Raw genomic sequence first — 14,271 nt, 5'->3', positions numbered from 1 at the left:
GGGACTGGGACATGCCAAAGTCTTGTCATGTCCCAGTCTTGTGTGATTTTTTCTTCTTAGTTATTATAAAATTCTTGGCGTTGTTTAAAACGATTCAAAGCTAACTGAATCAGTTCCTCAATTAAATCACTGTATTTCAAGCCCATATTTTCCCATAGTAAAGGGTACATACTAAAGTCAGTAAAACCAGGCATGGTGTTCAATTCATTCAGGAATAATTCGTTTTTGCTTGTTAAGAAGAAATCACAGCGACTTAAGCCACTTCCATCTAACATAATATACGCTTTTTTAGCGTATTCTTGCGCTTGATGGGCTACTTCTTCTGGAACATGCGCTGGGATTTGCATTTCAATCGTGTTATTGATGTATTTTGCATCATAATCATAGAAAGCGACATCTTTCACCACTTCACCAGGTAAAGTCGTACGGACATCTTCATTTCCTAAAATGGCTACTTCAATTTCACGTGCTTCAATCCCTTGTTCAACAATTGCTCGGGCATCATAACGGAAAGCTTCTTCCAATGCTTCTTGCAATTCTTCACGATTTTCCGCTTTGCTAATTCCGACACTAGAACCCATATTGGCAGGTTTAACAAAGACCGGATAGATTAAAGAACCTTCACATTTTTCAAAGACTTCTTTTGGATTTCCTTTCCAGTCACTTCTTAAAACTGGCACGAATGGTACTTGTGGAATGCCAACAGTTTGTAAAAGATATTTCGTCATGATTTTGTCCATTGCGTTAGCACTAGCTAAGACACCTGCGCCCACATAAGGCATATTAATGGTTTCCATGAATCCTTGAATTGTTCCATCTTCGCCATTTGGCCCATGTAAAACAGGGAAAACAATCGCTTCTTCTTCATAAATTTCCGAAGGACTGATTCGTTTTCCTGAAAATTCGCCTGTTTCTTCAGGTGTTTGTGCCCAAGTTAAATGTAAAACTTCTTTATTTTGTGGTCGTTCAGATAAGAGAGGGCCTTTTACCCATTGACCGTCTTTACTAATAAAGACTAACTGTACTTGATAATATTTATAATAGATTGCATTTAAAACGGAATATGCAGACAAAACAGATACATCGTGCTCTTCACTTCTGCCGCCATACAACAAAATAATCTTCAAATGCTTGTCCTCCTAGTTTCTTTCCTGTCTTTTAGAAAAAATTATTTTTCAAATTATCCTTACTTATTTTAGCATAAAACCCAGTTTCATAATAGAAGCAAATTTAGTGAAGGAAAAATTCTTTGCTTGCCTTTTCCTTACTAAAGACTCCGTTCCACCAGCTCAATAAGGGCTTGTTTAAACGTTGTTCTATCTTTGTCTGTAAAAGGTTTAGGTCCTTTCGTTCGGCCACCTTTTCGCCGAATTTGGCCACTAAAATAGCGTTGTTCTAACAATCCATCAATATTTTCTTTCGTATATTGATAACCCAGTTGATGTAAAACCAACACTCCTTTTGGCAAAACCAAGGAAGCTAAGCCATAATCTTGTGTAATTAAAAGATCCCCCTTTTTTATTAACTGCACAATTTTAAAATCAGCAGCATCCGCTCCTTTATCAACATACACAAAAGAGACATTTTCTGGATAATCTTTTAAGGAATAATGATCTACACTAGTAACAATCACCACATCCAAAGCTTTCTCTACAGCGACTTCAATAACCGTCTCTTTCACAGGTGAACCATCGCCATCGACAAAAATTTTCATTCATTTCCCTCGATTCTTCCTTGCTCTAACCATTTGGGATGACGTTGAAAGTAGTGTTGTAATTCGTCAAAAACGACTTCTTTAACCACTTCATATAACTCTGTATTTCTTAAAATGGTTTTCGTTGCATCAGTGTAGCGGGGCTTTGGTATCGTAATGGCTAAAACAAAATCAAATTCTGCTAAAAAACTATCTGCTGTCACAGATAATGAGTAATGTTGCTCCTCTAAAAATTGATTAAAGGCGGCCACTACGCCATCAAGAAAGCCCTCATAGTGGGTTCCGCCAAGACTGGGATAATGCCCATTAACAAATGTTTTTTGCACTTGCGGCGCATGATTTTTACTCAAAATAAATTGAACAAGGGCCAATTCTGTTTGCTTGGCTTGAATAATCGGTGCAGCTTTTCTAGTTAATGGGTTATCTTTTTCAAATAAATAATTACTTAAACCTTTAGGGTAATAACAAAGATTTTTTTGTTCCTCTTCTTGTGTTAAGAGAATCTTTAAGCCTGGATTCAACATGGCAATCTGTTGACATTGCTGTAAAACACGCATATAAGAAAGTGATTCTGTACCAAAAATTTGCGTATCTGGCCAAAATAAGACTTCAATTCGTTCCTGGGTTTCTTCAATAGGTAACAATAATCGTTTTTTCAATTGCCCTTGATGGTAAATAAAAATAGTTCGTTGTTTTTCTTGATCGATACTGATCCCTACTTGTTTTGAGAAGGCTTGTAAAACAGATAAATACAGAAAAGGTGGTTCTAAATCGACTTGCTTTTGTTCAAAAACAAGCGGTCGTGTGGAAGATACCTGAAAAGAGATTTGTTGACGCGATAACTGTATAGCAATTTTCCCTTGATTCTTTTCAATGAAAAACTCTAATAAACCGTTAATTGTCTGAACAAGTAAATTCTCTAAGCCGACTAAGCCAGTCGTTCCAATGAACGCTTCTGGTCGTTTTTGAATCCGTTCAATAAATTCATCATTTTCTAAAACTGTTAAAAGATGTGCAACACTCATCCTGCTGCCTCCTTTGCAATCTGTTTCTTTTAATTATAATGAAAAAAAGACCAGAAGAAAAGCCACACACGACTTTTCTTCTGGTTTTCTTCTTTAACGAATTAAATCAAGATTCGGATGCTCAAGAACGTGATTCACTTGTTTGACCGTTGTCAAAGGAATATCTCCTTGAATCGTATGTGCAAGGACCCCATTGACTGTGGCAAAGGTAACTGCCTTTTCTAACGACCAATTTTGGCTATAGCCATATAAAATCCCCGCCGCATAAGCATCACCAGCACCAATTCGATCAAGATTAAGAAGCGGTCTTTTTTCACTCTGTTGGTACTCATTTTGGGTATATAAATACCCACTTAAGTAGTTTTGATTTTGGGAATGACTTCTCGTTGTCCCAGCAAACCATTCCAAATTGTATTGAGACATGAAGCGCTGAATCAGTTCAGTTTCTTGTGCCTCACCTTCTAAATCTTCTCGCGGAATGAACCCTAATAGCTCGACCAAATCACGACGACTGCCAAAAACAATATCACAATAAGGTAAAATGCGTTCGTACTGTTGACGCATAAAAAGTGCGCTATTTGCTGTATTCAAACTAGGTCGATAATTAAAGTCAAAACAAACTTTCTTTTGACAGGCATGCGCCTTTTGAGCAAGTATCAAAGCAGCATCACGAGTTTTTTCAGTTAAACTTAACGAAATACCACAAATATGCACCATATCTACTTCCGCTAAAAAGGCCTCAAAATCGTAGTCCTTCGCCTCGCTGATGCCAAAAGCACTCTGATGGCGATTTTGATAAGTTACTTGTGTGGGGCGGATTCCATAACCCATTTCTGCAAAAAAACTACCAATATGATCGCCCTTTTCTCCTACCCATTGATCTGAAATTCCTAACTTCCTTAGCGCTGCTTTGCCAGCTTCACCAAGACGATTGGCAGGTAATTTCGTAATCAATGCTGTTTCTAGTTGAAAATGAGCCAAATTTGCTAAGAGATTTACGCCAGTCCCTACAAAGTTCATCCTTAACTGCTCTGTTTGTTCTAACATTAGATACTCTGGCGGAGTGAAACGAAGCATGACTTCACCAAACGCAGCAATTTTCATCTTTGCCACCTACTTATTCAATGTCTTTTTCATCATGGTTAGTAACGTTTTCACGTCTTCTGTTCTAGTGTCCCCTGTTTCTTGATCGATAATTGAGCTGTAGACATGAGGAATGATTTTTTTAACGCCGGCATCCACCGCAATTTGAACAATTTCTTCAAAGTTTTCTAAATCAATGCCCCCTGTTGGCTCTAAATAAAAGTCATACTTGGCACAAGCTGCTGCTACTGCTTGGTATTCTTCTTTGTGAGCCAAGCCTTTCATCGGGAAATATTTAATGGAACTGCCTCCCATGTCTTTCAACAATTTGATGGCGGTTTCGATAGGTACTTCCGCCGCTGGCGCACCCGAGCTTAACGGACCTGTCGCAATGTTGACATAGCCAACTTTGCCTGTGGGTGAAACCAAGCCATTAATTACTGTTTCGTCTTGACGAAGTAAGGCCCGCGAAGCGCCGACACCTGTGAAGACTTGGTTCACGTGTTGCGGTTGTAGAACTTCTGATAAGCGAGCCACCATTTGACTTTGATTAGGATCGCCAGCCCCTAAGCCGACAGATAAAGCGTTGTTGGTTGCTGCTTGGTATTTTTTCATATCGTCAATGGCTGCTTCATCGGTTTCATAGTTTTTTGAAAGGACGCCTAACACAACATGCCCTTCTGCTGCTTCATAACAGGCTTGGGCATTTTCTACTGAATTGGCTAAGACGTTTAAACAAATGCGTTCTTCTAAATAATTAGGTTTTAATGACATGGCTTATTTCTCCTTTGTGTCCATAATTTCTTGTAATCGTTGCACGATTTTGTTCATTTCTTCTTGATTGACAGAACGAATGTCAAATTCAATGATGCCATTGTTGGCTTGATATTCTCGCGTATAAATGGCTGGACTTTCTGCTTTTAACGCTTGGATGACTTCCTTGGCAGTTTTTCTGCCGTCCACTTTAACACTGGCGCGATAAATGTCTCGGCCAGCGCCATCTTGGACGATTTTGGCGGTTAAATCTGACAAGTTGTTGATGGCTTCAACAAACGGTTTTAAGCGTTCTTGCATCGAAGCCCCTGATTCACTGCCATGTGCCAAGTATTCTTCCACTGCTTGCGTAAAGCCCAGGATATTGTCTTTGCCAATTTTCATTGCTCGACCAATGCCTTTGCCTTGCAGGCGCACCCAGTCAATGTATTCTTTTTTCCCGACCACTAAACCAGCACTTGGTCCTTCAATGGCTTTGGCGCCGCTGTAAATCACCAAATCAGCGCCTGCTTCAGTGTATTTGAAAAGATCTTCTTCTGCTGCCGCGTCAACAATTAGCGGCACCTTGTGGCGTTGCGCCACTTTGGCCGCTTCGGCCACCGTCAGCATACTTTTTTGCACGGTATGATGGCTTTTGATGTATAGAATGGCCGCTGTTTTTTCGGAAATCATCATTTCCACGTGTTCTGGACTGCACATGTTGGCGTAGCCAGCTTCCACCACTTGGCCGCCGCCTTGCGCTACCATGACTTCTACAGGTGTGCCGTAGTCCACGTTGTGCCCTTTAGGTAAAACAATCTCCCGTTGTTCGATCTTTTCTGTATAGGGATGATACGCGTGGTACAAGCTGCCTTTTCCAATCAAGGCAGCCACCGATTGGGCAATCCCCGCCGAAGCCGAGGAAACGATTTGGGCATCTTCTACCTTCAATAAGTTGGCTAAAAAGGCCCCTGTTTGCAGACTAAGTTCACTCATTTCAAAGAAATGTTCACCACCGAATCGTTGAGCCGCGAGGACTGCCTCCGAAACTTTGGAGACACCTAGAATGGTCATTTTCCCAGAAGCATTAATGACTTCTTTTAAGTGGAATTTTTCGTAACTAATTGTCATAGATTTGTCCTCCAATAATTGTTTTGATTGGGCGAATTTGCTCTTTGGCTACTCGTGTCAATCCATTAGAATCAGTCAATGTTTTTTCTTCTGCTTGAATCGTGAAAATCGTTAAATCAGCATCTTTACCTATTTCCAACGTGCCTTTTTGAGCTAAATGGAAATTCTCAGCAGGAGCCTTGGTTACCTTTTCAATAATTTCTGGCCAATCATAGCCGACCACACGGAGTTTTTCCATCGTTGTGGCTAAATCATAAACAGGACCATTTTCTCGGTTACGGATGTAGATATCTGTGCTAATTGATGCAGCTTTCATTCCCTCGCGCAACGCTGTTTCAGCTACGTGAAAATTGAAACTATCCGTACCATGCCCGATATCAAATACGACCCCTTTGTTGTACGCTTGCCAAGCGAAATCTTTTATTTTATCCGTTGCTTGGTCTAAGATGCCATTTTCTTTCCCATTAAAACAATGGGTTAGGACATCCCCTTTTTCCATCAAGGCTAAAATTTCATCTAAATGAGGCGGTGCTGATCCAATGTGAACCATTAAGGGAATTTCTTGGTTCTCTTGCTGAATCTGTTTGGCCAATTCTAAAGGCGTAATGCCGTTATCGCCAATAACGGTCCTACTCATACGGGCTTTAATCCCTACAACAAAATCTGGTAATTCTTGAATCGCTTTTTTGACTAAACTCGCTTGTACTTTACTTAAATCTGCGAGTTCGTCCTGAGCAACGATGCCCCATTTAGAAATATTGACTAATCCAAAAACATTTGTTTTTGCTTGCTGCGCTAAGTCATAAAATTCATGAATGTTTTCAGCACCTGTTGTCCCAGCATCAATCACTGTCGTAACACCCTTTTTGACCCCAATTTCATCTGGATAATCATAATAAAGATCCATTTTTTCAAAACAATGAACGTGATCATCTATCCAGCCTGCGGATACATAAGTACCTGGTTCTAAGTGGATAGTTTCTTTTGCAGAACCTAAAATAGTTGCTGCAACAGCAGCTATTTTTTCCTCTTTAATTGCAATTTCAACAGGCATACCATCTACTGTCTGTCCATTTTTTATAAGTAAATCGTAGTCCATATTCTTCCCTACTTTTCTATAAATCTAAATTTTGTCCAAGGCTTAATGAATTCTAATAATACAAGTTCTTCTTCTATAATACGCCCTACTCGGTTTTTGCGTGAGTCTTGATGTGGTTCTAAAACGACTTGTAATTCATTTTTGTATTTTCCAAATGCATCATTTCCCACAACAACATCTCCAGGTTGTAGCATTGCTTGATTATCATGCGGGGGATTAGCTTCATTTTTATATTTTTTACGCACTTCTGTGGAACGAATCATCTGCTGAGTGATATCTCCACGGCGAAAATGTTGATTTTTTGTTACGATTTCTTTTTCAATTTCAGAAGTCGCTTCTTCAAAAACAATGGTCAATTCTGTTTGATAACGATTCAACTGACCCAATGCTTCTAATTCTTCGTTGGAAGCATAAGCATTTCCAATAACAACATCATCAATTAAATTTGTTGCAAATAAATGTTTAGCTTGAATAGTGACTGGCAACTGTCTATGCATTTCTAAAGTAGGTAGCCCATCATTCACATCCCAAGGACCAATTTCACCTACCTGAGATGAAATAAAAGCAGCTGTCCGAATACCTTCCTTTTTAAAACGGATGCTACATTTTTCAAAGAAATCATACGGCAATGCAGTTCCCGCTTGTGGATAAAAGTTATGACAACCATATAAGAAAGGTCGATTCGCTTCATACGTCAAAATGTTATCAAGATAAGCAACATCATTACTCATATTCAGCTCAATAGCCACGCCGAATGGATTAAACGTCAACATGGCTTCTTTATTTCCATCAAAACCTGTATCCAACCGAATCCCGTCAGCTCCTAATTCGCTGAAAAAAGTCAAATCATCATATGAAATTTCCAATTCATCAAAGATACTTGGAACGACATCTAAAATTGTTTCAAATCCTAAATTTTTCCCATAACTAATTAATTCTTTAAATTTTTTCTGAACCGCTTCTTTGCCATCGGTCACTTCTAACATACTCATAAAAATTCGAGTAAACCCACATTCGCTGGCTTTTTTTAAATACGCTTTATCTTGATTGATATCACTATGATCTGGATAAACTGATACACCTAATGCTCTTTTCATCTTCGTTCTCACACTCCGCTATTTTCAAATTTATTTCGAAATTTCCAAGCAATCACCGAGCTGCACAGGATTGTTGTAGAGCCAACGAGCAATACTGGTTGATTTAGAAATCCGCCAATTATCATGGAAAGAGTAATACAAACTGCCGTAAAAACCAACGTCTTTACCAAACCAAATTGATAAACAACAGTAGGCAACTGCCCTTTTTCTATAATAATTTGACTAACGATAAAAAAGAAAATGAACCAAATAATCATCTTATACGCTCCTGACTTTCTTCTCTGACTTAGAAGGGGCAGGATATTCATATCAGAACACCCGCCCTAACATTTTTTAATTTTTCGCTGCTTGTTCAGCTGCTAATTCTTCTGCTTCTTTATCCAATTGTTGTTTTTCATAAACTTTGAAAAATGGATAGTAGATAGCCATTGTAATTAAGAAGTTAACAATCACTAATACTGCGGCCGAAAAACTCCAATTGGTACTCATCCAAGCAGCAATTGGTGCTGGAATTGCAAACGCTAAGCGTGCAGCCATCATCGGAATTATATTAGCAACTGTTAAGAAATAAGATAGCGTTGTTGTAATTAACGGTGCCACGATAAACGGAATACCTAAAATAGGATTCATTACAATAGGCGTTCCGAAAATAACTGGTTCATTAATATTAAACAAGCCTGGTAAGAACGATAAACGGCCAAGACTTTTCAGATACGTCGATTTAGAAAACATCATTAAAACAACTAAAGAAAGCGTAGTTCCAGCGCCACCAATCCAGATAAACCATTGTAAAAACTGTTCTGTAAAAATATTAGGTAACTGATGAACGTTTGCGCCATTGGTAAAAGCTTCAAGGTTTTCTGCAATCGACATATCCCAGAAAGGACGAATAACTGGGCCCATAATCGCTGGACCATGAATCCCTAAAACCCAGAAGAAACAGATTAAGAAGACTGTTAGTAAGCCGCCAAATAAACTGTTACCAGCAAGGATACCTTTAAGTGGCATTAATAACGTACTCAAGAAACCATTCAAATCAAAACCAATTACGTGGCGAATAACCCAGAATAATAAAAGAATAACTGCTCCTGGAATTAACGCAATAAATGAATTTGACACTTCAGGCGGTACGCCATCTGGCATCTTAATCATAATATCTTTTTCAATAAAGAAGCGATAAATTTCAACAGATAACAGCGCTGTTACAATCGCACCAAATAAAGAAGCTGAACCTAAATTTGCTAAATTAATATAGCGCCCTGCTGTAATGACGTTGTCAACATCTTCAAAGACACGTGTTGGTGGTGCCGCTGTTACTAAAAAGGCCATTAATGCTAAAATTCCGCACGTCAAAGAGTCAAGCTTATAACTTTTGGCCAATGATGAAGCAATCCCAAATGTTGCATAAAGTGCAAGTAACCCCATCGTATAGCGGGAAGGAATATCTAAAATTGCTTGATAAGGTTCAATCAATTTTGTGTATGCCTCAATTGGAATATTTTGAAAAATTGTAAAGAATGAGCCCACAATTGTTAAAGGCATCGTTGCAATTAATCCTTTTCTAATCGCTGTCATATGGCGTTGCGAACCAAATTTATTCGCAATCGGCATTAACTTAACTTCCATCCACTGTACAAAACCATTCATTTGTTAATTCCTCCGTTCAACTAATAAAAATAATAATTATTTCGCATTTATAATAACATAGTAACATTATAATGTAAACGCTTATTCTTATTTATGACAGAGAAAGTGCAAAACAAAAGGCTTTTTCTGATTATAAAGAAACCGGGAATATTGCACCAAAAATCATTGCGCCTAAAATTGCGCCCCCAGCGATTGGTTTTTTCCAAATGTAAAAACCTAAAGCTCCTAATGTAGCACCAATCCCAATAGGAATCGAAGCACCCGCCGCACTCAAAATAATTAACGGGCCTAAGAAACGTCCTGAGGCATTACCAGCCCCCATCATCACATCCGCACCAAAAGTGGAATTTCCTTGATTGATAGTAAATTTCCGAATCAACACAATTACGCCGCCAACTGCTAACCCTAATAGCGCACCTGTTAAAAGTGCTAAGCCAAAGTTTTCTACAGGTGCTTTAATACCCATGCTGAGGAAAATTGCAGGTACGCCAATCCCGATCCCCGTTAAAATTGAGCCACCTAAATCTAAAATCCCGACTAAAGAACCTTCTAAAATTCGTGCAAACAGGAAACTTGCACCAAATGCTGCGGCAGCGCCATAAGAACCACCATCTAAACCAGCTTTTAGCATCGCAACAATTGAAACTTCATTAAAGGCGCCCACACCATAAACTACATACATATGTGTTCCTGCAAAAATTGCCGCTGACATAATCCCGACTAAAATGGGAAAGCCCCAATCAGCATACCAAAAACTTTTGCCTTTTAAACCTTCTTGAATTTCTTGTTCTTGTTGTGCCCATTCATTTTTTTCTTGCTGTTCCATCTATGAGACCTCCTTTTTTCTATTTAACGGTGAAGACATTGTGTAAATTATTTAACCATTGAGGAATAGACAAGCGGAAACTTTCGATCATTTCTAAGTCGAACCCTCGGAAGAAGCCACTTAAAATAAATAATAAGATAATGGCACCAAGCATGCCGCGTGTCATTCGGGTCCACCCTAAATCATCGACACCTTTACCGATTAAGATCCCTAATACAACTCCTGGGACAGCATTGCCCATGACTAATTGAGATAATCCGCCAAATAACGTTCCCCAGAAACCCGTCCGTTTTCCTGCATCTAAAGCCGCTAGCCAGAATAAAACGGGCATCACAGTATTGATTAAAATCGTTGCTGCAGGTACCAACACCGCAACTGCTGTTACTTGTAGCGATTCTGGAATTGCTGCAGCTGTACTATTTAAGAAAGCCACAGTCGCCATTCCTACAAAGGCCCCGACAATCCCCATTTTTTTGGGATTATGCATCGTTTTAGTGACATCTTTATCCTTTACCAATAAAATTGCTGCAGCCCAGTTAGGCACAATCCGGTGGGTCACATCTTGTGTAAAGGCACCTGCTCCGACGGCCGAAGCCCAAGCATTAAAGAAAAAACCTAAACCAAAAGAAAAGTGTGATGCTGGATCTCCTTGTGCCGCGTTCATTTCTCCTAATGTTCTAAATGCCCCTAACCCTTGCGTTTGTGGTGCATGAAACATCCGAGCAGCGCCTGCGCCAGCTGCAAAACCTAGTAGACCACCAATAAGCAATGACTTCAGCAAAATGATTACAAATTCCATTCCTTCTTCCTCCCTTTATACGCCTCTTTTTGAAAGAAACGGAACTACTACTGCGTTCGGTTCTTTAATTGTTTCCGTTAAAAAATCAACTTCTTCGACTGCAATGGCTTGGATCTCCACTTCTACAGCTAGTTCGACATGATAAATCACTCTCTTTCTAGGAAAGAAGAAGAACAGAAATTTTTCTGTATAAACTTGTTCTTTTGCCTGACGAATAGTTACTTCTTTCGGTTCAATCCGGATGAGGACCTCTGTTGTTTCTTTTAATACTTTTTTTGAAACATCATTCAACGCACTTGCAAAAGCTTCATTCTTCTTATTACCTTTTCCAGAAACAATCACGGTTTGTGTTGACCGTTTTGTGGCATCCATAATTACCGCTCCTTTCTAAGTTACTACTTTCTATGCTCCGTGTTTCTTAATAAATGCTTCAGTTACTCGTTTACCAAGTTCTTCCTGATCCATAAAACCAAATCCAAGAACAGTTTTCCCATCGTTAATTGCTGTTACCCCTTCTTCGATTGATCGCATGCCATGTCTTTCGGGATACCCGTATTTAGTAGCAGCCGTTAACGCTCCTGCACCACCACTGCCACAGAAAGAAATGCCTAAATCTGCCTTTTCTTGTTGCATCACATCTCCTAAACGCATATCAGCGCCCATTCCTGGAACAACAACCGCGCGACCACCGGCTTGCTCCACTCCTTTTGCAACATTTTGTCCTTTTCCTAAACGATCTGCGATAACTACTGTAATCATAACTTTTCCTCCTATTAATTGTTTTGTTTAGCAACTTCAAAATGAACAGCTAAAACATACCACTCATCTTCTGATAACTGACCAATTGCTTCTGTTGTTTCTTGTGCAATTTTCAACGTTTCTGGTGTTAGTTCCGTAAACAACGTCCGATCAACACCAGCTAATGTCGTTCCTTCTCTTGAACGATTCAGCATCTCATTGAGATGGTTAATCAAAATCGTCCACTGTAATTCCGTTGGTTCAATTTGTGCTTCTGCTAATCGCGCACTGGTTTGTTTGATAATCGATTGTAGCTTTTCTGGTTCAGCACTTTGTCGAATGATTTCCTGTGCTTCCATTGCTAGTTCCATCCTCTTCCTCCTTTGGTTGTTCTAAATAATTAAGTAATGCTGAAATTTCAGCATGATTGACAGGTAACTCATTTTTAGCAAATAAACATTCAATTTGCCGAATTTCTTCTTGCCTTTCATGAGATACTTCTCTATTACAAGGAATCTCTTCGTATTGTTTATTAAACGTAATCCGATGTGTCATTAATAAAACGTGCAGTAAAAAGGCTTCTTGATATTCGCTCAGTAACTTTGTTTGAAACATTCGTTTTAACTCTTCATAAATAATATACGCTTTTACTAACAAATCTTGGCTTTGTATCCGTTCATTTTTTTCAATTACATCAGATTTCGTGGAGCGAGCGGTACCCTTCCCTTGACGTTTCCCTAATAAAATTTTATCGACCTCTTCCCGAATCAAACTTAAATCTGTGTCCGTCAACAATGGACTAACTTTAATAAATGGGTATGTCATTTCTTCAATTGGGAAAATACTCAATACCAAATCAGGCTTTTCTGCTTGAATCACTTCAGTTGCATTTAAAACAGAAGCAAATCCTGCGAGTTCAACGTTTGGTACTTCCTCTAAAATTTTTTGTTCAATTAAACTGGTCACACCTAAGCCCGTCGAGCAAACATACACAATCCTAACAACTTTAGCTTCCTGCTGTTGTCGTTCCTGAGCTGCCAAAAAATGCAACGCAATATATGCGCAGAAAGAATCGTTGACTAACAAAACAGAACGTTGAATTAATTGTTTACAGGCACTTTGAATAGCTAAAAATAACGCTGGGTGTTTTCCTTTGATTTCTTCAGAAAACGGATTGTATTCATTAATAAATAAATGTTTCTTTGTAAAACGTAAGGACAGGTGTGCAAACAAGTTCGTAAATAATTGGCGATCATTTACAAAAGGATAATTCAGCTCTTTTGAAACGCTTTCAATCACTTGTTTTGTTAATTGAACCATATCTTGCCGTTGATGGGTTCCGAATAAATCACTATAAATATAAAAATATTCATCCGCTAATAAAGGCAAGTCATACCGTTCAAACACCTCTTGTAAAAGTAAAAGTGGTACTTCGTTCCGTTGTTCAAAGCGTGTTTTTTGCGATAACACTCGGTAAGTCCCAATTGTATGTGCCATCTGCATACGTGCTGCGGCAATTGCCACTCTCAACGTAATAGATAATATTTCGGCATAATCAAATTGATTTTGATCGAGTGGATTAATTAAATTTCGCATTTTTTTCAATGCACTACGATAACAACCTTGAAACAATGTCCCTGACCCAAATTTAATTTTAGGGATTTTTTCAGCCCCTTTTGTCTTTGTCACATAGTTCATAATTTGGTAAATATCGTATTCTGTAAGTTCTTTTTGAGTGATAAATTCCATCAGTAAGCGTACATTGCTTTCTTCACCACTAATTGTAAACCCTTGCCGTGCTTGGCGAATTAAGGTTAAATCATATGCTTGCAGCAACCGTTCGACCTGTTCCAAATCACTGACAATTGTGTTTCGACTCACTAATAATTCATCTGCTAGCTGCTGTGCCGTTAAGTACCCTTTGACTGACAATAACTGAAAAATCAATACATTGACTCGTCTTTTTTGATCAGGATAGGTTTCAAATCGATCGACATCGATAATTTCATTTTTTAACAGTAAGCGTTTAGAGTCAGGTAACTCTAGCCAGATTCCCTTATTTCGTTTTGAATAAAGTGTCTCATCATGCTGTTCAAACCAAGCACGAATATCTTCTAAATCATACTTAATTGTTCGAACGCTGACAGTAAAGTTCTCAGCTAATTCTTGCGTGGTAATACTCCCTTCCAAATCCAAAAGCATCAATAAAATATTTATCGCTCTTTTGGACAACAACACGGTCATGCCTTGTCACCTCTTTTCTTTTCCCTTTACACTTAAAACTATAGCGTTATTTTATCTGTTCCACAACACAAAAAAGTTGCACTTATAAAAGTGCAACACTTCTCTTTTCATACAA

The 14,271-nt window shown here is 38.7% G+C and carries 16 protein-coding genes; all 16 read right to left on the bottom strand.

All coding sequences use genetic code 11. The annotated features are described in order from the left end of the window. Positions 1-56: 56 nt before the first annotated feature. A complete protein-coding gene (locus tag IGL07_RS03210; RefSeq protein WP_002355721.1) occupies positions 57-1,127 on the bottom strand; it encodes a D-alanine--D-alanine ligase in 1,071 nt (356 codons plus the stop codon). A 140-nt stretch (positions 1,128-1,267) separates the two neighbouring features. Beyond that, positions 1,268-1,714, bottom strand: coding sequence for a YaiI/YqxD family protein (locus tag IGL07_RS03205; RefSeq protein ID WP_002376042.1), 447 nt, complete (start codon positions 1,712-1,714; stop codon positions 1,268-1,270). Continuing rightward, a complete protein-coding gene (locus IGL07_RS03200; RefSeq protein WP_002363239.1) occupies positions 1,711-2,739 on the bottom strand; it encodes a hypothetical protein in 1,029 nt (342 codons plus the stop codon). The genes IGL07_RS03205 and IGL07_RS03200 overlap by 4 nt, the downstream gene beginning before the upstream one ends. Before the next feature lie 93 nt (positions 2,740-2,832). Beyond that, positions 2,833-3,843 carry a sugar kinase gene (locus tag IGL07_RS03195; RefSeq protein ID WP_002358787.1) on the bottom strand — a complete coding sequence of 337 codons (1,011 nt, stop codon included), beginning with the start codon at positions 3,841-3,843 and terminating at the stop codon, positions 2,833-2,835. A gap of 9 nt (positions 3,844-3,852) precedes the next feature. Further along, on the bottom strand, positions 3,853-4,596 hold the full coding sequence (dagF, locus tag IGL07_RS03190) for a 2-dehydro-3-deoxy-phosphogluconate aldolase (protein WP_002378063.1): 744 nt from the start codon (positions 4,594-4,596) through the stop codon (positions 3,853-3,855). Positions 4,597-4,599: 3 nt separating this feature from the next. Then, a complete protein-coding gene (locus IGL07_RS03185) occupies positions 4,600-5,706 on the bottom strand; it encodes a DgaE family pyridoxal phosphate-dependent ammonia lyase (protein ID WP_010817090.1) in 1,107 nt (368 codons plus the stop codon). Continuing rightward, the gene (locus IGL07_RS03180) at positions 5,696-6,805 is read right to left on the bottom strand and encodes an amidohydrolase/deacetylase family metallohydrolase (RefSeq protein ID WP_010817089.1); all 1,110 of its coding nucleotides are present in this window, start codon (positions 6,803-6,805) and stop codon (positions 5,696-5,698) included. Before IGL07_RS03180 ends, IGL07_RS03185 begins: the two co-directional genes overlap by 11 nt. An 8-nt stretch (positions 6,806-6,813) precedes the next feature. Then, complete coding sequence (locus IGL07_RS03175) at positions 6,814-7,902, bottom strand: DUF871 domain-containing protein (protein WP_010817088.1); 1,089 nt, start codon at positions 7,900-7,902, stop codon at positions 6,814-6,816. An 8-nt stretch (positions 7,903-7,910) separates the two neighbouring features. Further along, the gene (locus tag IGL07_RS03170) at positions 7,911-8,210 is read right to left on the bottom strand and encodes a hypothetical protein (RefSeq protein ID WP_002363233.1); all 300 of its coding nucleotides are present in this window, start codon (positions 8,208-8,210) and stop codon (positions 7,911-7,913) included. Positions 8,211-8,235: 25 nt separating this feature from the next. Then, the gene (locus IGL07_RS03165; protein WP_002358780.1) at positions 8,236-9,549 is read right to left on the bottom strand and encodes a PTS sugar transporter subunit IIC; all 1,314 of its coding nucleotides are present in this window, start codon (positions 9,547-9,549) and stop codon (positions 8,236-8,238) included. A 130-nt stretch (positions 9,550-9,679) separates the two neighbouring features. Further along, positions 9,680-10,375 carry a DUF4310 family protein gene (locus IGL07_RS03160; RefSeq protein ID WP_002361314.1) on the bottom strand — a complete coding sequence of 232 codons (696 nt, stop codon included), beginning with the start codon at positions 10,373-10,375 and terminating at the stop codon, positions 9,680-9,682. Positions 10,376-10,394: 19 nt separating this feature from the next. Beyond that, the gene (locus tag IGL07_RS03155) at positions 10,395-11,174 is read right to left on the bottom strand and encodes a DUF4311 domain-containing protein (protein WP_002355709.1); all 780 of its coding nucleotides are present in this window, start codon (positions 11,172-11,174) and stop codon (positions 10,395-10,397) included. Positions 11,175-11,189: 15 nt separating this feature from the next. Beyond that, on the bottom strand, positions 11,190-11,546 hold the full coding sequence (locus IGL07_RS03150) for a DUF4312 family protein (RefSeq protein ID WP_002355708.1): 357 nt from the start codon (positions 11,544-11,546) through the stop codon (positions 11,190-11,192). Between the two features lie 30 nt (positions 11,547-11,576). Continuing rightward, on the bottom strand, positions 11,577-11,933 hold the full coding sequence (locus IGL07_RS03145) for a glycine-rich SFCGS family protein (protein ID WP_002355707.1): 357 nt from the start codon (positions 11,931-11,933) through the stop codon (positions 11,577-11,579). A 14-nt stretch (positions 11,934-11,947) separates the two neighbouring features. Further along, positions 11,948-12,271, bottom strand: coding sequence for a PRD domain-containing protein (locus IGL07_RS03140; RefSeq protein ID WP_002386165.1), 324 nt, complete (start codon positions 12,269-12,271; stop codon positions 11,948-11,950). Next, a complete protein-coding gene (locus IGL07_RS03135; RefSeq protein WP_010817087.1) occupies positions 12,237-14,156 on the bottom strand; it encodes a BglG family transcription antiterminator in 1,920 nt (639 codons plus the stop codon). Before IGL07_RS03135 ends, IGL07_RS03140 begins: the two co-directional genes overlap by 35 nt. Positions 14,157-14,271 lie beyond the last annotated feature (115 nt).

This window comes from Enterococcus sp. DIV1368f (assembly GCF_051712245.1).
In the GTDB taxonomy this organism is placed as follows: Bacteria; Bacillota; Bacilli; order Lactobacillales; family Enterococcaceae; genus Enterococcus; species Enterococcus faecalis.
This window is presented reverse-complemented; position numbering and strand designations above follow the sequence as displayed.